The organism is Saccharothrix australiensis, assembly GCF_003634935.1.
In the GTDB taxonomy this organism is placed as follows: domain Bacteria; phylum Actinomycetota; class Actinomycetes; order Mycobacteriales; family Pseudonocardiaceae; genus Actinosynnema; species Actinosynnema australiense.
This window is the reverse complement of record NZ_RBXO01000001.1, coordinates 401,744-419,953: the sequence shown is the minus strand read 5'-3', so window position 1 is coordinate 419,953 and position 18,210 is coordinate 401,744. Positions and strand designations below refer to the sequence as shown.

At 73.6% G+C, this 18,210-nt stretch carries 15 protein-coding genes and 1 tRNA gene; 10 read left to right on the top strand and 6 right to left on the bottom strand.

What is annotated here, in order from left to right:
- The first annotated feature begins 49 nt into the window (after window positions 1–49).
- Together C8E97_RS02040 and C8E97_RS02035 are read left to right on the top strand one after the other, a co-directional pair.
- Complete coding sequence (locus tag C8E97_RS02040) at window positions 50–1,447, top strand: LutB/LldF family L-lactate oxidation iron-sulfur protein (RefSeq protein ID WP_121010594.1); 1,398 nt, start codon at window positions 50–52, stop codon at window positions 1,445–1,447.
- Complete coding sequence (locus tag C8E97_RS02035; RefSeq protein WP_121001092.1) at window positions 1,440–2,042, top strand: LutC/YkgG family protein; 603 nt, start codon at window positions 1,440–1,442, stop codon at window positions 2,040–2,042. Before C8E97_RS02040 ends, C8E97_RS02035 begins: the two co-directional genes overlap by 8 nt.
- On the opposite strand, the gene C8E97_RS02030 is transcribed toward C8E97_RS02035, so the two are convergent.
- The 3 genes from C8E97_RS02030 to C8E97_RS02020 form a co-directional block, all read right to left on the bottom strand.
- On the bottom strand, window positions 2,035–2,898 hold the full coding sequence (locus tag C8E97_RS02030; protein ID WP_121010591.1) for an Fpg/Nei family DNA glycosylase: 864 nt from the start codon (window positions 2,896–2,898) through the stop codon (window positions 2,035–2,037). The genes C8E97_RS02035 and C8E97_RS02030 overlap by 8 nt on opposite strands.
- An 89-nt stretch (window positions 2,899–2,987) precedes the next feature.
- Window positions 2,988–3,422, bottom strand: a complete 435-nt coding sequence (locus tag C8E97_RS02025) for a DUF983 domain-containing protein (RefSeq protein ID WP_121001090.1) — start codon at window positions 3,420–3,422, stop codon at window positions 2,988–2,990.
- A 98-nt stretch (window positions 3,423–3,520) separates the two neighbouring features.
- Window positions 3,521–4,981 carry a sigma-70 family RNA polymerase sigma factor gene (locus tag C8E97_RS02020; RefSeq protein WP_121001088.1) on the bottom strand — a complete coding sequence of 487 codons (1,461 nt, stop codon included), beginning with the start codon at window positions 4,979–4,981 and terminating at the stop codon, window positions 3,521–3,523.
- A 248-nt stretch (window positions 4,982–5,229) separates the two neighbouring features.
- Between C8E97_RS02020 and C8E97_RS02015 the strand changes: the two genes are divergently transcribed.
- From C8E97_RS02015 to C8E97_RS34245, 4 genes are all read left to right on the top strand, one after another.
- Window positions 5,230–5,628, top strand: a complete 399-nt coding sequence (locus C8E97_RS02015) for a DUF7674 family protein (protein WP_121001086.1) — start codon at window positions 5,230–5,232, stop codon at window positions 5,626–5,628.
- Window positions 5,629–5,655: 27 nt separating this feature from the next.
- Window positions 5,656–5,728, top strand: a tRNA-Gly gene (locus C8E97_RS02010).
- A gap of 75 nt (window positions 5,729–5,803) precedes the next feature.
- Complete coding sequence (locus C8E97_RS02005; RefSeq protein ID WP_121001084.1) at window positions 5,804–6,235, top strand: OsmC family protein; 432 nt, start codon at window positions 5,804–5,806, stop codon at window positions 6,233–6,235.
- Window positions 6,236–6,378: 143 nt separating this feature from the next.
- Entirely contained in the window at window positions 6,379–6,807 is a 429-nt protein-coding gene (locus tag C8E97_RS34245; protein ID WP_170211588.1) for a hypothetical protein, read from the top strand.
- Window positions 6,808–7,985: 1,178 nt separating this feature from the next.
- Here C8E97_RS34245 and msrA read toward each other — a convergent pair.
- Window positions 7,986–8,648 (bottom strand): peptide-methionine (S)-S-oxide reductase MsrA, encoded by a 663-nt coding sequence (msrA, locus tag C8E97_RS01990; RefSeq protein WP_121001080.1) that lies wholly within the window; start codon window positions 8,646–8,648, stop codon window positions 7,986–7,988.
- Between the two features lie 25 nt (window positions 8,649–8,673).
- Complete coding sequence (locus C8E97_RS01985) at window positions 8,674–10,530, bottom strand: hypothetical protein (protein WP_147454975.1); 1,857 nt, start codon at window positions 10,528–10,530, stop codon at window positions 8,674–8,676.
- 245 nt (window positions 10,531–10,775) lie between these two features.
- Between C8E97_RS01985 and C8E97_RS01980 the strand changes: the two genes are divergently transcribed.
- On the top strand, window positions 10,776–11,942 hold the full coding sequence (locus tag C8E97_RS01980) for a hypothetical protein (protein WP_121001076.1): 1,167 nt from the start codon (window positions 10,776–10,778) through the stop codon (window positions 11,940–11,942).
- Between the two features lie 283 nt (window positions 11,943–12,225).
- Here the strand turns inward: C8E97_RS01980 and C8E97_RS34240 are convergent, their stop codons facing one another.
- Window positions 12,226–12,963 (bottom strand): hypothetical protein, encoded by a 738-nt coding sequence (locus C8E97_RS34240; RefSeq protein WP_170211530.1) that lies wholly within the window; start codon window positions 12,961–12,963, stop codon window positions 12,226–12,228.
- 741 nt (window positions 12,964–13,704) lie between these two features.
- On the opposite strand from C8E97_RS34240, the gene C8E97_RS01975 reads away from it, so the two are divergent.
- From C8E97_RS01975 to C8E97_RS01965, 3 genes are all read left to right on the top strand, one after another.
- Window positions 13,705–15,336: a glycosyltransferase gene (locus C8E97_RS01975; RefSeq protein ID WP_246018610.1), complete on the top strand. Its 1,632-nt coding sequence runs from the start codon at window positions 13,705–13,707 to the stop codon at window positions 15,334–15,336.
- A 356-nt stretch (window positions 15,337–15,692) separates the two neighbouring features.
- Window positions 15,693–16,940 (top strand): alginate O-acetyltransferase AlgX-related protein, encoded by a 1,248-nt coding sequence (locus C8E97_RS01970; RefSeq protein WP_246018609.1) that lies wholly within the window; start codon window positions 15,693–15,695, stop codon window positions 16,938–16,940.
- Window positions 16,941–17,075: 135 nt separating this feature from the next.
- The gene (locus C8E97_RS01965) at window positions 17,076–18,206 is read left to right on the top strand and encodes a class I SAM-dependent methyltransferase (RefSeq protein WP_121001072.1); all 1,131 of its coding nucleotides are present in this window, start codon (window positions 17,076–17,078) and stop codon (window positions 18,204–18,206) included.
- The last annotated feature ends 4 nt before the right edge of the window (window positions 18,207–18,210 follow it).

Sequence of the window (18,210 nt, the reverse complement as noted above, 5' to 3'; positions counted from 1 at the left end):
CCCGGAGGCGCACCACACCGCGACCCGCGGCGCCACCGCCCGCAACCCCGTGACGTGGCTCGGCAGCCCGAAGTTCCCGGACGCCGCCCGCGCCGCCCTCGCCGACACCCAGCTGCGCCGCAACCTGCGCAACGCCACCACCACGATCCGGGGCCGCCGCGCCGAAGCCGTCGACGAGCTGCCCGACTGGGAGGAGCTGCGCCGCGCCGGCGAGGCGATCAAGGAGCAGGTGCTGCACCACCTCGACACCTACCTGGAGCAGCTCGAAGCCGCCGTCACCCGGCGCGGCGGCACGGTCCACTGGGCGCGCGACGCCGCCGAGGCCAACGCGGTCGTGCGCGACCTCGTCGGCGACGCGGAGGAGGTCGTCAAGGTCAAGTCCATGACCACCGCCGAGATCGGCCTCAACGAGGCCCTCGCCGCCGCGGGCGTCCACGCCGTGGAGACCGACCTCGCGGAACTGATCGTGCAGCTCGGCGACGACCGCCCGTCGCACATCCTGGTGCCCGCGATCCACCGCAACCGCGCGGAGATCCGGGAGATCTTCCGCGCCGCCGGCCTGGAGGCCGAGTCCGACGACCCGCGCGTGCTGGCCGAGGCGGCGCGGGCGCACCTGCGCCGCAAGTTCCTGTCCTGCGACGTGGCGATCTCGGGCGCGAACTTCGCCGTCGCCGACACCGGCTCGGTGGTCGTCCTGGAGTCCGAGGGCAACGGACGCATGTGCCTGACCCTGCCCCGCAGGCTGATCACCGTCATGGGCATCGAGAAGGTCGTGCCGACGTGGCAGGACCTGGAGGTGTTCCTGCAACTGCTGCCGCGCTCGTCCACCGCCGAGCGCATGAACCCCTACACGTCGGTGTGGACGGGCGTCACCCCCGGCGACGGCCCGCAGGAGTTCCACCTGGTCCTGCTGGACAACGGCCGCACCGCCACGCTCGCCGACCCGGAGGGCAGGCAGGCGTTGCGCTGCATCCGCTGCTCGGCCTGCCTGAACGTCTGCCCCGTCTACGAGCGGACCGGCGGCCGGTCCTACGGCTCCGTCTACCCCGGTCCGATCGGCGCGATCATCACCCCGCAGCTGGTCGACGACCCCCGCGACGAGCAGGCCGCGTCGCTGCCGTTCGCGTCGTCGCTGTGCGGCGCGTGCTTCGAGGTGTGCCCGGTGCGCATCGACATCCCGGAGGTGCTCACCCACCTGCGCGCGGAGGTCGTGCGGGCGCGCGGGCGCGACGCCGAGTCGGTCGCGATGGCCGCCGCCGCGTGGGTCTTCGCGTCGCCGCGGCGGTACGCGGCCGCCCAGAAGCTGGGTTCGCTGGCCCGGTTCCTGGCCAGGGACGGGCGGCTCTCCCGGCTGCCCGGCCCCGGCGCGGCGTGGACGTCGTCGCGCGACGCGCCGGTGCCCGCCCGCGAGCCGTTCCGCGAGTGGTGGAGGAAGAACCGTGGCTGACGCCCGCGCGAGCATCCTGGCCGGCATCCGCGCGGCGCTGCGGGACCGCCCGCCGACGCCGCCCGTGCCGCGCGCGTACCGGCGGACCGGCGAGGCGTCGGTGGAGCTGCTCGCCGAGCGCGTCGCGCACTACCGGGCGGCGGTGCACGTCGTGGCGGAGGACGGGCTCGGCGCGCTGCTGGGCGACCTGCTGGCGGGCCGGGTGGTCGTCGCGCCGGCGGACCTGCCGTGGGACGTGCCGGGCGTGACGTGGCTGCGCGACGACCCGCCGCTGCCGCTCGACCGGCTCGACGAGGCGGACGGCGTGCTCACCGGGTGCGCGGTGGCGATCGCCCCGACCGGGACGATCGTGCTCGACGCGGGCGCGGCGCAGGGCAGGCGTGCGCTGACCCTCCTGCCGGACTACCACGTGTGCGTGGTGCGCGCGGACCAGGTCGCCGGTTCGGTCCCGGAGGCGCTGGCCCGCCTCGACCCGACCCGGCCGCTCACGTTCATCAGCGGTCCGTCGGCCACCAGCGACATCGAACTCGACCGCGTGGAGGGCGTGCACGGCCCGCGCACGCTGGTGGTGGTGATCGTGCGAGGCGCTACTTGAGCAGCCGCGACATCCGGCGGTCGGCCAACGGCTTGCCGCCGGTCTGGCACGTCGGGCAGTACTGGAACGCCTTGTCGGCGAACGACACCTCCCGCACCGTGTCACCGCACACCGGGCACGGCAGGCCGGCGCGGGCGTGGACGCGCAGCCCCGACCGCTTCTCGCCCTTCAGCCGGGCCGCCGACTGGCCGACGGACCGCGCCACCGCGTCGGTCAGCACGCCGATCAACGCCTCGTGCAGCCGGTCGAGGGCGTCGTCGGACAGCTTCCCGGCCGTCGCGTACGGCGAGAGCCGCGCGGTGTGCATGATCTCGTCGGAGTAGGCGTTCCCGATGCCCGCCAGCAGCGACTGGTCGGTCAGCGCCGTCTTGAGCCGCTCACCGCGACCGGCGAGCAGCGCGCCGAGGTCGGCCCGCGAGAGCGACAGCGCGTCCGGCCCGAGCCGGGCGATGCCGGGCACCTCCGCCGGGTCGGTGACGACCCAGGCCGCGAGGCCCTTCTTCGTGCCCGCCTCGGTCAGGTCGAACCCCGGCCCCTGCCCCGGCGGACCCAGGTGGACGCGCAGCGCCAGCGGGCCCTTGCCGGGCTTGAGCGGCGCGGCGGACAGCGCGTCCGACCAGCGCAGCCACCCCGCCCGCGCGAGGTGCACGACCAGGTGCAGGCCGTCGCAGTCGAGGTCCAGGTGCTTGCCGAACCGGCCGGCACCCGTCACGGCACGACCCTGGAGGTCGGTGTACGGCGGCGTGAACGTCTTCAGGACCTGCAACGACGCGACGTCGACCCGGTGCACGACGCGCCCGACGGCGTGTTCGCGCAGGTGGTCGGCCAGCGCCTCGACCTCGGGTAGCTCCGGCACCCGACCAGTGTCACCCGGGCGCACCGCCCAGTCGACCTCGACCACCGGCACACCGCCCGCACCCGGCCCGGCGGCCCCCGGCGCGGCGCTCAGTCCACCGGCTGCAGCGGCCCGTCGAGGTCCGGCAGCGAGTACATCTCGATCTTGCGAGCCACGTTGGCCACCTCGTTGCGCACGGTCAGGAAGCCGCGCACCGAGCCGACCCACCGCTCCGGCGGCAGCTCGTCGGTCTTCTTCGACTCGGCCGCCACCAGCCACGGGCGGCGCACCGCCCACCGGGCCGGGAAGAACAGGAACACCAGCACCAGGGCGAAGATCAGCCAACCGGGCACCACGACCTGCTCGGGCGTCCACGCCACCAGGATCACGGCCATCACCACGACGATCGCGAGCATCAGCACACCCGGGCCGTGCCCGCCGCTCACGTCGTGCTCGAAGTCGGCGTCGGCCGACGGGTTGCGCCACTCGATCTGGCTGCGCACCGTCCACATCCGGCCGTCCGCACCGCGCACCAGCCGCGTCATCACCGTCTCCTCAAGACGTCGAGTGATCACCTCGCACCCCCAACGCTACCGGTAAACCCGTGCTTCCAGCGGGTGAACCCGGCGGTAGCGGGCGGTGATCAGGCGGGTTCCATCGCGGCCGGGGTCGGGTGCAGCGTCACCGTCGTCGGCGTGACCGCGGGCCTCGACGGGGTCGTGGTGGTCACCAGGACGGTCCGGGGCGTCTCGGCGGTCGTCGTCGCGATCACGGTCGGCGTCACCGTCGTCGCCGTGGTCCGCGCCGGGCTCTCCGGCGGCTCCTGGAACACCCGGTACTCGCCGGTCCGCGTCGGCTCCGCGGGCGGTGGCGGCACCTGCGTCGGCGCCGTCGTCGACGACGGCGGCACGACCGCCCCGGTCTGCCGCGCGACCACGCGGGTCGTCGGGTCGACGCGGTGGACGGGCCGCGCGGGCGAGGGTGTCGGCGACGGCACGCTGGTCGCCGTGCCGGTGGCGGTCACGTCGGTCGGGCTCAGGGCGAGCACGTCGCCGCCGGGCGGCGCGTCCGGCCCGGCCTGGATCAGCGCGGGCCCCGGCTCGCCGCTGAACGCGCCCGCCAGGACGCCGAACAGGCCGACGGCGGCGGCCGACGCGGTCGCCGCGAGCACCAGCTTCACCCGGCCGCCCAGCCACGCGGCCTTGCCCAGCACCGCCGGACCGACCAGCTCGGGCCCCACCAGCGCGGAACCCGACAGGGCGGAACCCGACAGCGCGGAACCCGACAGGGCAGGACCCGACAGCGCGGAACCCGACAGGGCGGGACCGAGCAGCGCGGGAGCGGCCAGCGCGGTCGCGGCCACCGGCACGGCGACGTGCGCCGCGTGCGCCCGCAGCGTGGAGCAGACCTCGGCGAGTTCGGCGTGGAGCGAGTTGCACGACGAGCACGTCCGGAGGTGCTTGCGGATGCGCCGCTGCTCGCCGCCCTGCACGCCGCCCGCCGTGTACGTGCCGAGCTTGGCCACCACGGAGCTGCACGCGCGCGGCCCGGCGTCCTCCGCCAGGTGCGCCTGGAGGTAGGCGGCGCGCAGGCCCTCGCGGGCCCGGCGGGCCAGCGCCGCCATCGCGTTCGGGCTCAGCCCGAAGTGGGGCGCCACGGCGGCGGGCCGCTCGCCCTCGACCTCGACCTGCCACAGCACGGTCCGCCAGCGCTCCGGGAGGCTGGTGAACGCGCGCGAGATCAACGCCTGCTCGGGGCGGGACGCGGTGACGTCCGGGAACGGCTCGACGCGGCGGGACAGCTCCTCGTCCTCCACCGGCACGTCGCGCCGCCGCCCGCTCCACTCCCACGCCACCCGGCGCGCGACGGTCAGCAGGTAGGTCCGCACGTGGTCGGTCGGGCCGGTGCCCCGGCGGATCGCCTGGAGCACGCGGAAGAAGGACTCGGCGGTCAGGTCGTCGGCCTCGGCGTGTTCACGGACGTGCCGCAGCGCGAACCTGCGCACGGCGTCGGCGTGCCGCGAGAACAGCTCGCCGAACGCGGCGTCGTCGCCGCCCCTGACCCTGGCGAGCAGTTCCCGGTCGAAATCGGCATCTCCGGCCATCCCGCCCGGCACCTCCCACCCGCCTCGTGCTCCGAGGTCAAGATGCCACAGCTGGATCGAACCGCCCCGAACCGATAGCGACCCGAGACCGAAGACCCTACGAGCGGCGTGAACCGATCGGAGCAGCGGAAACCGCCGGTCGACGCGCCTCGGAGCGTGAGCGGTCGGTGACGACGCGGTCACGGGTAGGCGTCAGCTGGTGGGCGGCCACGCGCCCGCGCGCCGTTCGGCCGGTAGTGTCCTGCCGCGTGGGCGATTGGCGCACAAGGGCTTCCGCCCTTCTTCCCGAGCTGAGCGCGGTCGTCGAGCGCGAGTCCTGGTCCTGCCACGTGTTCCTGTCGGAGCTGTGGCAGCTCGCGCTGGAAGCGCACCGGGCAGGCGACGAGCGCGTGCTGCGCCGGGTCTACGGGTTCGCGCACTGGTGCTTCCACCAGCCGGAGCAGTTCCTGTCCAACGCGTCCGTGGTCAGCTTCTACGAGCACGTGTTCGACGAGTGGGAGCTGCGCGACGAGGTGGCGCCGTGGCTGCCCGCCGAGGTCGTGGCGAGGGTGCGGCCGCTGTGGGAGTGGCGATGGCCGGCGGAGCGGTTGTCCGAGGTGGACCGGCTGTTGTCGGGATCACCACCCCCCGATCGCAATGCCGTTTGAGGCGTGGTCTATAGTTCTTCGTGTCAGGCGGATGTAGCGCAGTTGGTAGCGCATCACCTTGCCAAGGTGAGGGTCGCGAGTTCGAGTCTCGTCATCCGCTCTGTGAGAAGGCCCCGGTGCTCGCCGGGGCCTTTTCGCATCTCAGGGATTCCACGTCGACAGGGAGACAGCGCAGATGGCGACCACCCGCAAGGCGACCACCCACTGGGAAGGCGACCTCCTCCAGGGCAGCGGCACCGTGAGCCTGGAGTCGTCCGGCATCGGCTCCTACGCGGTGTCCTGGCCGTCGCGCGCCGAGGAGGCGAACGGCCGGACCAGCCCGGAGGAGCTGATCGCGGCGGCGCACTCGTCGTGCTACTCGATGGCGCTGTCGCACGGCCTCGCGCAGGCGGGCACCCCGCCGCGGCAGGTCGACACGTCCGCCGAGGTGACGTTCCAGCCGGGGACCGGCATCACCGGCATCCACCTGACCGTGCGGGCGGTCGTGCCGGGACTGGACGCGGCGGCGTTCGCCGAGGCCGCCGAGAACGCCAAGCAGAACTGCCCCGTCAGCCAGGCGCTGGCCGGCACGACCATCACCCTCACCGCGGAGCTCGCGGACGCCTGAGGCGTCGAGACCGGCCCGGCGCGTGCGACGTCGACACCGGGCACGTGCGGCGTCGACACCGGCCCGGCGTCTCCGGGTGTCGGGCCGGTATCGAACCCGCGAGGTGATTTGACCCGATCGGGTGAGGCCGGTAGTCAGTGTGAATGCTCACCGCAGGGGGTGGCCCGGCGCGGCTGGCCGTCGGGGCCCTGATCGGCGCGGCGGTCGCCGCACTGCTCGCCCACGGGGCACTCGGCACGGCGCCGCAGGCGATCCAGCCGTTCGGCGATGCGGGCGTGGTCGTCGTGAAGCGCAGCGCCGAGCCCCGCCGCACGTCACCGGCGACCACGCCGACGACGACCGGCACCTCGGCCGCTACCAGCGCGAAGACGTCGGTGAGCACCTCGACGACGAGCACGACCACCACCACCGGCGAGGCCGGCGGGACCAGCGGCGCCACCACGACGACCGCGGTCACCACCACGACCACCACGCGTGCGCCGACCACCACGACCCGGCCGCCGACGACCACCACCACCCGCACGACGACGACCACGACGACGAAGAGGCCGTGCGGACTCATCTTCTGCTGATTCACCTACCGGGTGTTCACACAATGTGATTTGGCAGGATCGAGGGGTGACGTTCAGCCAGGAGCCTGACCAGCCCCCGCAGAGCAAGTTCCAGCCGAGCAACGACGCACCCACCCTCCGCATCAAGCCCGCCGCGCCGCCGGGGATCGGGCCGGTGTTCGCACCGGTGGTCACGTCGGCGAACGGGCAGCCTGCCGCGCTGTCGGGTTTCCTGACCACCGCGGCCATGCCGGTCCTGACGGCGGGCGCGCCACCCGCGGCGACGGCCACGGCCGCGCCCCTGTCGGGTGTCCTGGCGACCGCGACCCCGGTCACGCACCCGGCGACGGTGCGGACTCCCGCACCCGTGGCGACGGCACCCTTGGCGACGGCACCCGCCGCGCCGGCGCAGCCCGCGCAGCCCACCCCGCCCGCGCAGTACGCGCCGTCGGCACCTCTCGCGCCCTCCGCGCCGGCGGCACCTCCCGCACTGGCGGCACCTCCCGCACCGGCCACCGATCAGGGGCCGAACGCCGCTCCGGCCGCTCCCTCCATCGACGAGCGGCTGGCGAGCCAGCCCACCGTCACCACGTCACCGGTCCAGCCCGAACCGGCACACCCGGTGATCCCGAACCAGAAGACGGCTCCGACCACGGGACCGGCACCGGTCCAGCCGGCCACCCCGGCTCCGCCGGCCCCACCTGCCGCGCAGCCCGCACCTGCCGCACAGCCGGCCCCGGCCACGCAGTCCGAAGCGACGGCACACCTGGAGCCCGCCACACCGGCCGCACAGCCCGGACCCACCGCACAGCCGGCCCCGGCCGCCCAGCCCGGACCCACCGCACCGGCGGAAGCACCCACACCGGTCGAGCCCGCCAAGGCGACCCCGGCAACCCCCGCACCCGCCAGGCCGCGGAGCAGGCTGCGCCGCATCGCACGCAGGATCGTCGGCCCGACGCTGCTCACGAAGAAGGGCTGACCGAGGGGCGGCCCCGCCCGGGGCCGCCCGCCCTTCGCCGGGGCGACGCTCGAAGCCGACTGGCGGCCCTCACACGGGAAAACCCGGCTCCGCGAGGGAGCCGGGTGGGTACGGCCAAGCCGGCTCACCTGACGTCTGCGGCAACGAGCACCGCGATGGGCCACGGGTCACGCCGGCTCCGGACCCGTGGCGGCCTCCGCTCACCGCGGCGCCGAGGCGGTCAGCCCAAATTCAGGCCGACCGGGCAGCTGACGCCCGTCCCGCCGATCCCGCAGTAGCCGTTCGGGTTCTTCGCGTCCGACAGGTACTGCTGGTGGTAGTCCTCGGCGTAGTAGAAGTCCCGCAGCGGCGCGATCTCGGTCGTGATCGCGCCCATCCCGGCGGCCGTCAGTGCCTCCTGGTACACCTTCGCGCTCGCCTCCGCGACCACCCGCTGGTCGTCGTCCTCCCAGTAGATGGCCGACCGGTACTGCGTGCCGAGGTCGTTGCCCTGCCTCATGCCCTGCGTCGGGTCGTGGCCCTGCCAGAACACGCGCAGCAGCTCCTCGTACGGCAGGACGGACGGGTCGAAGACGACCAGCACCACCTCGGTGTGACCGGTCCGGCCGGAGCACACCTCTTCGTACGTCGGGTTCGGGGTGTAGCCGCCCGCGTAGCCGACCGCGGTGCTCCACACGCCGGGCGTGCGCCAGAAGATGCGTTCCGCTCCCCAGAAGCAGCCCATGCCGACCACGGCCGTCCGCATGCCGGTCGGGAACGGGGCGACGATCGTCCGGTCGGTGTGCACGGCGTGCGCCGGCTGCACCGGAATCGGTTCCGCGCGCCCCGGCAGGGCGTCGGCCGGACTGATCAGGGACGTCTTGTCATGCCCGAACCAAGCCATGCCACCAATCTACGCGCGGGCCCGGTCACTTGATGGTGAACAGCACCACGTCGGCGGTCTCCGTCCGGGTGACGGGGTAGCCGGCGGTCGGCCGGGTCAGGATGTCGGCCCACGGCGTGCCCGGCACGGTCGCCTTCATCACCGCCACCGCCCGGACGCCGTGCTTGTCCAACACGTCGATGCTGTGCGAGTCGGGGAACTCCCTGGTCACCTCGAACAGCTCCACGTACGGCACGGGGAAGTTGCCCGAGTTGCCGTTCACCATCGTCGGCCAGCCCTCGGTCGACCACAGCAGGTAGTGGAACTCGTTGCCCTCGCCCATCGGCACGATCACCATCGGCTCGCGGGTCTGCTCGAACACCGTCCGCAGCCCCGGCGGGATACCGGGCACCTGCGGGTGCGGTCGCACCGGCAGACCTTCGAGCAGCGCGACCACCGCGGGCACGACGAGCAGCAGCGACACCAGGCGGCGGCGCTTCAGCCGGCGGCGCTCCGGCCGGCGGTGGTCCGATCCGCGGCGCTCCGGCTCACTGTTCTCCGGCTCACCCCGCTCCGGCTCACCCCGCTTCGGCTCACCCCGCTCCAGCCGGTCCGCGAGCAGCTGCCCCAGCCTGGTCAGCGCGCCGGCCGCGAGCAACGCCAGCAGCAGCACCGTCCACATGATGAGGCGGCCGGGTGTGCGCATCGAGTTCCAGCCGGGCAGGAACTCCCACAGCAGGCGGTAGGTGAACGCGCCCTCGAAGAAACCCGCGCCGAGCGCGAACACCGCCACCACGACCGCCGTCGCGGCGAGCCAGACCCGCACCCGCTTCGACCACGCGCTGACGAACAGCCCGACGACCGCGAGCACCAGCACCGGCAGTCCGGGGAACAGCATCTTCTCCCACGGCGCGGGCATGGGCACGTTCGCGTCGTGGTCGAACACCGACCCGCGCCACAGCCACGACATGTCCGACACGGTGACCAGCCCGGCCGGCGGCGGGGACAGCTCGACGATCTCCTTCCACGCCCGCGTGAAGCCGTAGCGCTCGACCACCTGGAGGTAGGGGATCGCCATCAGCAGCGTCACGACGAGGAACACCGCGCCGCCGACGACGTTCGCGACCAGGACCCGGTTGCCGAACTCCGCACGCCGCCGCAGCACGACCACGAGCGCCACCACGCCGATGCCGGCCATCAGGTAGAAGAACGGGATGCCGGTGGCGAACCCGATGGTGATCTGCCACGCGGCGACCAGCCAGCCCACCACGATCCAGCCGGGGCGCGCCGCCGCCGGTCGCGCGCCCGACCGCAGGGTGTAGGCGTGGCCGCGGGCCAGGGCGAACAGCGCCAGCGCGATGCCGCCGGTGGACAGGATGTTCAGGTGGCTGCCGTGCGTCAGCCGCCACGGCGCCCACGCGAACACCGCGCCCGCCAAGGCCGCCGCCTGCCAGTTGCCGCCGAGCTGCCGCACCAGGAAGTACGCGCCGATGAACGCGAGCGCGCACGCCGTGACGAAGGCCACGTTGTAGCGCAGGACGGCCGCGTACTGGCCGTCGCCGAACAACGCGAGCGGGAAGTAGCCCAGCAGCGAGTCGGAGAACGCGAAGTTGTCCTCCGACGGGAAGAACATGTTCGTGGTCCACAAGTCGCCGCCGTGCGTGAGGAACCGGCGGTGCCAGGCGAGTTCCCACGTTTGGAGCAGGGGGTCGCCCAGGTCGCCCACGACCACCGACTTGGGGTTGCGGACCACGGGCCAGTTGAACAGCGCGGACAGCACGAAGCCGGACAGGACGACCAGGATCGCTTCCCGGCTGAACCGCCGCGGCAGCCACCGCGCGAGGGCGCCGGGACCGCGCCGCGGCGGCGCGACCGCACCCGCGGCGGCAGTTTCGGTGATCAACATTCCCCCAGTGGCCGGTGGCGTCGTTCGACCGACGCTGCGCAGCGGCACGATACCCGCTCTCGACCAGCGCTAATGCGGTGACCGCGCACGTCGGCGCCGCACCCGCCGACCGGGCGCGGCGCACCGGCGGACCCGGCGGTCCGCCGGTCGACGACAACGACCGCATCACAAGTGCCGGATGCCGCGAAGGCCCGAGGGGCCATAGGACACAATGGCGACCGCGCACGACTTTGGAGGGGCGGATGGCCTGGCAAGAGGACCTGGCGGAGCTGGACAGGACGTTGGCGGAGGGTCGGATCAGCGCCGACGAGTACCGCAGGCGTCGTGACGAGCTCCTGGCTTCCGCCTCGGGCGCCGGCCCGCAGCCGCAGCAGGGCAACGGGCCGTTCGGCGCGCCGTTCCGGTGGGAGGCGTCGCAGCCCGCCCAGCCGAACGCGGACGCCACGCAGGTGGTGAACACGGGGCAGCCGGGTGTGCCGCCGAACGCGGGCCAGCCGCCGATGGGCAACCCGAACCCGGACGCCACGCAGGTCGTCAGCGGCCAGCGCGGCGCGGACGCCGACCGGACGCAGTACGTGCGCCCGGTCGCGCCGCCGCCGAACCAGCTTCCGCCGCAGCAGCCCCAGCAGGGCGCGTGGGGCGGCGGCGGAGCACCGGTCGGCACCCCGCCGTGGGGCAACGACCAGGGGTTCGGCGTGGTCGGCGAGCAGACGCCGAGCTGGATCGCTCAGGGCCCCGAAGTGTTCGACGAGAACGGCGGTGGCGGCGGCAAGAAGTGGCTGGCGGTCGTCGGCATCGTCGTCGTGCTGGCCCTGATCGGTGGCGGCATCTGGTTCTTCACCAGCGGTTCCGGCGGGGGTGGCGGTGAGGCGTCGCCGACCACCGGCCAGTCGACCAGCTCCTCCGCGCCGACCACGACGACCACCAAGCCGAAGGACGGCCTGGAGGTCACCAAGCTGCCGGGCGTGGCCCAGGACCAGTCGGGCGTGAAGAACTTCGCCGACGTCGTGTCCGGGAAGCTGCTCACCGAAGAGGAGAACCAGGCGTACCTGGCGGCCGGCGCGGGTCGCAGCAGGCTCGCCGGCTCGGTGGTGTCCGGCGGCGCGATGTACACGCAGGTCCTCACCGTGAAGACGAACGGCGCCCCCGAGGCGAAGACCGCTCGCGACGCGCTCGGCGTGCTCCAGGCGAAGTACGCGATGCAGCCGTACACGGGCACCTTGCCGGCGGGCGTGACGGCGTTCCAGGCCGCGCCCGCGGGCGAGAGCCTCGGTGTGGCGCGGGCGCACTACGTGTCGAAGGACGTCGTGGTTCGCGTGCAGGTGACGGGCAAGGACTTGGCGCAGGTGACGAAGACGTTCGACGAGGTGCTGCTGGCCCAGCTCGAACAACTCGCCGCGGATGCCTGACCGGCGGGTCGCGGGCAGCACGGTAGTAGTCGGCGGCGGGCCGGACGCGGCGAGCGTCCTGGCCCGCTCCTACTTGGCGCACCACCCGGACCACGCCTTCGTGGTCCTCGTCGCGGATGCGTGGTCGCCGGAGTCGGACGCGGCGGGGTCGATCAGGCCGAGCGCGGCGGCGGGGACGGGCGACACGGCAGCGCCGAACCCCGACACCGAACCGGGTGTGGGAGTCGGATCGGGCACGGTTCTCCGGTCAGGCGCAGGTTTTCGGTCAGGGGCGGGTTTTCGGTCAGACACGGACCTCCGACTCGGCACGGATGTCCAGGCCGGCACGGATGTCCCGCTCAGCGCGAACGATCCGGCCGGCACGAACGATCCGGCCGGTACGAACGATGGGGCCGGTACGGCCGATCTGGTCGACGCGGCCGATCTGGTCGGCACGGATGGTCGACCGAGCGCGGATGATCGACCCGGCACGAGCGTCGGGGCGGGCGCGAATGCCTGGCTGGACACGGATGTCCAGCCAGGCGAGGTGACCGTGTTGACCGCCCGCGACCTCGGCGTGCCGGTCGACGAGTACCTGCGCATGGCCACCTGCGGCACGTCCGCCGAACTCGTCCAGGCCGCCGCGCCGCTCCTCGTGCGCCGACTGCTGGACTCCTGCGACCTGGTCGTCCACCTGGGGCCGGACACCGTGGTCCTCGCGCCACTGCCCGACTTCGGCGACGGCCTCACCCTCGTGCCGCGCCTGCTCGCGCCACTGCCCGACGACGGTCGCCACCCCCGGCACGTCGGTGGGTTCACCGAGAACTTCGTCGCGGTCGGCCGGGACGCCGCCGCGTTCGTCGACTTCTGGGCCGACCGCACGCGGGCCGATCTGATCGCCGAAACGCCGAAGGGCTGGGCCACCGACGCCGCCGCCCTGTTCGAGCACCACGTCGACCGCGACCCCGGCCTCGGCGTCGCCGCCTGGAACCTCCACGAGCGCTCGCCGTCCAACGTCCGCACGATCGATCTCACCGGACACGACCCCACCCAGCCCTGGCTCGCCGCCAGCAACCACGACCGCGTCCTACTATCCGAACACCCCGGTTGGCGTACCCTGTACGCCAACCTATCGTGTACACCACACGCAAACGATAGGCGTACGCCCAACGCCAACCCCGCACACATGCCAGTAGCCAACGGAGCGCGTACAGCTAACGCCAACAGTGCGCGCACAGCAGACGCCGACGGTAGGCACACGGCGGACGCCGACGATATGCGTACGACGGACGCCAACAGTAGGCGCACGGCAGACGCCGACGATAGGCGCGCAATGGATGCCAACGGTGGGCGTACGACGCACGCCAACGGTATGCGTACAACGGACGCTGACGGTATGCGTACAACGGACGCCAACGGCGGGTACACAGCGGCGGCGGATCGTGCGCGTACGTCATACGCCAACGACGCGCATAAAGCAGAGGGCGATGGTGGGCGCGTCACGGACGGAGAAGGTGGCCGCGCCACGGACGGAGAAGGTGCGTCCGCCACGGACGAGGAAGGTGCGCGCGGGTTGAAAGCCGATGGCGTGCGTGCAGCCAGCGTCGCGCACGGGCCCGCCGACGATTTCGTCCGTGCAGCAGATGCCATTGGTGCAGGGACTGCGGGCGCCGAGGTTGTGCGCGCCGCGGAGGGCCAGGTTGCGCCTACAGCGGACGTCGGTGATGTGCTTGCTGGGGATGCGGCGGGTAGGCGTATGGTGTACGCGTATGATGGGCGTGCGGTGTACTCCGACGGTTCGCGGGCCCGTGTCGTTTCGAGGTTCGACACGTTCGGGCCCGATGACGAGCCGATCACGCCGACCATGCGCGAGGTCTTCAAGGACGCCCTGCGTGCCGCCGCCGAACCGGACCCGCTCAACGCTCGTCCGAAGGGTCTCCCGCCGCACCCGTTCGACGGTGACGGCAGCGCGTTCCGGGCCTGGCTGACCGAACCGGCCTCGCCCGCGCAGCGCGCGTCCGGCACCAACCGCCTCCTGCACGGCGTGTGGCAGTCCCGGATCGACCTGCGCGCCGCGTTCCCCCGCCCGCTGGACGCGCTCGACCCCGGCTTCCGCGACTGGTGCGCGCGGCACGGTGTCGACGAAGGCGTGCCCACCTGGGCGCTGCCCGGCACACCCCGCGAGATCGCCCCGCCCGTCAACGACTTCGGCGTCAACGTCGCCGGCTACCACACCGCCGAGCTGGGCATCGGCGAGATGGGCCGCGTCCTGCTGGACGTCGTGCGGGCCGCAGGCATCCCCCACGTGTCGGTGGTGGACGAGCACTCCGTCCTCGGCACCGCGCGCACCGGCGTCGCCGCCCCTGCCTCGGTGGGCCGCCCGAAGTACCCCGTCAGCCTGATCACGGTGAACGGCGACTTCACCCGCGCGCTGCTGGAAGCCGACCCGGAAGTCGGCCACGGCCGCTACCGGATCGGGCTGTGGGCGTGGGAGCTGGAGGAGTTCCCGCCGACCATGCACCACTTCGGGCAGGTGGACGAGGTGTGGACGGTGAGCGACTTCGTCCGCCGCGCGATCGAGCCGCACTCCCCGGTGCCGGTGCGGACGGTGCCGATCCCGGTGGTGGCGCGCGACCCGGTGCACGACCGGCCCCGGCGGCGCGGTGAGCCGACCGGGTTCCTGTTCGCGTTCGACTTCAACAGCACGGCCGGGCGCAAGAACCCGTACGGCGTCGTGACGGCGTTCCAGCGGGCGTTCCCCGGGCGCACCGACGTCAAGCTGGTCATCAAGTCGACAAATGCCCATCTCCACACCGGTGCGGCCGAGCGGCTCCGGCTGATGGCCGCCGACGACCCGCGCATCACGCTCGTCGAGCGCTACCTCAGCGCGGCCGGGCTCGCCGAGCTGTACGCGACCAGCCACGCCTACGTGTCGCTGCACCGCGGCGAGGGGTTCGGCCTGACCGTCGCCGAGGCGATGGCGCGCGGGCTCGCCGTCGTCGCCACCGACTACGGCGGCACGAGCGAGTTCCTCGACGCCCGCGTCGGCTGGCCGATCCCGCACACGATGACCGAGGTCGGCGCGGGCTGGCCGCCGTACCAGCCGAACGCCCGCTGGGCCGAACCCGACCTCGACGCCGCCGCCGCCGCGCTGCGCGAGATCGCCGACGACCCGGAGGAGGCCCACCGGCGCGGCCTCGCCGCCCGCGAGCACCTGCTGCGGACGCGGTCCTCCGACGCCGCGGCGGCGTGGCTGCGCACGCAGCTCGACGCGGCCCACCGCACGTGGCTGGCGCGCACCACCCCGCCGCCCCGCCCGCCGCTCGTCCGGGCCGCGCGCCGCGTGCTCGGCCCCGCCGCCGGCCCGATCCGCCACGCGCTGGGCAGGGTGGAAGCCATACTGGACCGGCGATGACCGCTCACGAACAGGCCCGCCCGGCTCCCGGAACCGCCCGACCCGCCCCCGGTGCCCAGCCGAATTCCGGGAACGCCCAGGCGACCCCCCTGAACGCCCAACCGGCCCCCGGAGCCCAGCCGACCCCAGCGAACGCCCAACCGGCGCACGCGAACGCCCAACCGGCCCCTGCGAACGCCCAACCGGCGCACGCGAACGCCCGACCGGCGCACGGAAACACCCAGCCCGGCCTCGCCAACGCCCGACCGGCTCACGCAGATGCCCAGGCCACCCCCGCGAACGGCCGCCCGACTCCCGGAGAAGTCCGACCGGGCCACGGGAACGCCCGACCGGCGACGAAGTCCGCCCTCCCCCCGGTGCACGAGTCGCTGCTGCCGACCGAGCACGCGCTCCACCGCCCACGGCACGGCGCGACCCAGCGCACGGCGCTGATCTGCGCGGTGGTGTTCCTGACGCTGCCCGCCGTCGCGTTCGCGCTGGGCGTCCGGCCGCGCGAGTTCGAGAACCGGTCGCTCACCGCGTTCCCCGGCATCACGGAGATCGGCGAACTCCAGGCGTGGGCGTCGGACCACCTGCCGCTGCGCGAGCAGGCGATCGGCCTCTACGACGGCATCAGCCGCGGCGTGTTCGGCGAGCCGCCCGCGCGGCCGAAGGCGGACCAGGGCGGACCGCCGATCCCGACCGAGACCAGCAAGCCGCCCAAGCCGAAGCGCCCTCCGGTGACGTTCCCGAACGTCGTGGAGGGCACGAACGGCTGGCTGTACCTGGGCGACGAGCTGGCCAGCCACTGCTCCCAGGCGCTCGACACCGACGAGGTCATGCGGCGGCTGCGACACCTGCGCGACGGCGTCACCTCGTCCGGGCGGCGGTTCGTCGTGGTCGTCGCGCCGGACAAGGCCACGCTGTACCCGCAGAACCTCCCCGCCGACCTGCCCGGCCGCGAGTGCCACCGCGAGGTCGTCGACGAGTTCTGGCGGGCCGTGTCGGGCGAGGACTACGTGCTGGACCTGCGCGAGGACCTGAAGGACTGGGGCGAGCGCCTGGGCGCGCCGGTGTACGGACCCGTCGACGCGCACTGGGGCGACGAGGGCGGCGTCGTCATGGCCCGCCGGCTCGCCGAGCGGCTGCGACCGGGCATCAGCGCGCGGTGGCGGGTGGACGAGGGCCCGGCGTGGCAGGCGTCGGCCGACCTGCCGCCGCTGATCGGCCGCACCGGCACCACCACCGGCCTGTCGTACCTGATCCGTCCGGACGGCACGACCAACCAGACCAGGAACGACGCGCCGCGCGAGTTCAGCACCCCGGTCCGGCTCACCACGGCCACCGGCGCGGGCACGTACCACCAGCGGGTGGGGATGCTCAGCGACTCGTTCACCATCCGCACCACCAAGTACCTCGGCAGCGTGTTCGGCGACCTGACGATCATGCACCACGGGAACCTGGCGGCCGACCGCGGCGAGGCCGCCGGGAAGCTGTTGGCGGACAACTCGACCGTGGTGGTCGAGGTCGCCGAGCGCAGCCTGGTGTCCGGTTCGCTGAGCCTGCTGAACCCGCAGATCGTCGACACGGTGGTGAAGGAGCTGAAGGCCAAGCCGGTCCGCTGACGCGGGATGCCCGCCGGTCGGCCCATCCGCCGACGCCGGGTTGCGGCGATCGGCGTCGGTCGGCGCGGCGACTGCCTTAGACTGCGGCCGGCCGCATTTCCGGCGACCTCGCCCCCGCAATCCGTTGGACGGTCCATGTCGCAAGCACGCCTGGCGGACGCCATCGTCCGCCTGGAGAAGCACCGCAACCTCAACCTGCCGCTGCGCTCGCGGGACCTGTTCGGCAGGTTCCTGTTGCGCCTGCTGTGGAAGCGCCAGCTCAAGGGGCAGGTCGACTTCAACCTCGCGGTGCGCGACGCGGTCGACGCGCTCAGCCAGGGCGGCGGGCGGGCCGCCGCGAGCGAGGACCTCGCCGTCGAGGTGGAGAAGCTGCGCAGCGCCGACCAGAACATCATGGCCGGCCTGAACCAGCGCCTCTACGCGGCGATCGGCGGCATCCGCACCGAGGTGACCGACCTGCGCCTCCAGCTCGTGGACCGGGAGACCGCGGCCGACGACGTCGCCGCGCGCCTGGACCGCATCGAGCGGCGGCTGGCCGAACTCGACTCCGCCGCGCTGGACACCCGCCTGCGGCACGCGCAGCTCGACCTGTTCCTCGACCGGGCACGGGCCACCGCCCCGGAGGTCGAGGTGACCTCCGCGCCGGACCGGTCGGCGGCGCTGGAGCTGCCGGTGGCGCACCTGCTCGACGGGCCCGCCGACCTGACGCGCACCACGCGCGCCGCGTACCTGCCGGTGGTCGAGGCCGCGCACGGCCCCGTGCTGGACGTCGCGCCGAGCCGGGGCGAGTGGCTGGAGGTGCTGCGCTCGGCGGACGTGCCCGCGTCCGGCGCGTCGCCCAACCCGTTCGTCGTGAAGCACTGCGGCGAACTGGGCCTCGCCGTCGAGGAGGCGGACCCGCTGGACGCGCTGGCGCGCACCGCCAAGCGCTCGCTGGGCGCGGTGACGGCGTTCCGGTTCGTCGAGCGGCGGGACGCGGCGGCGCTGTCCCGGTTCTTCGACCTCGCGGGCCAAGCGCTCAAGCCCGGCGGCGTGCTGCTGCTGGAGACGCCCAACCCGGACGGCCCCGGCATGGCGGACTTCCACGTCGACCCGTTCGCGCGGCGGCCCGTGCACCCGACGTTCCTGCGGTTCCTGGCGGAGGTCGCCGGGTTCTCCCGGATCGAGGTCCGCTACCCGGACGGCGGCCCGCTGGACGGCTGGCCCGCGACGGCGGCGCCGGACGCGGCCCGCGCCGGCCGGTACTGCCTGCTCGCGTGGATGTGACGGT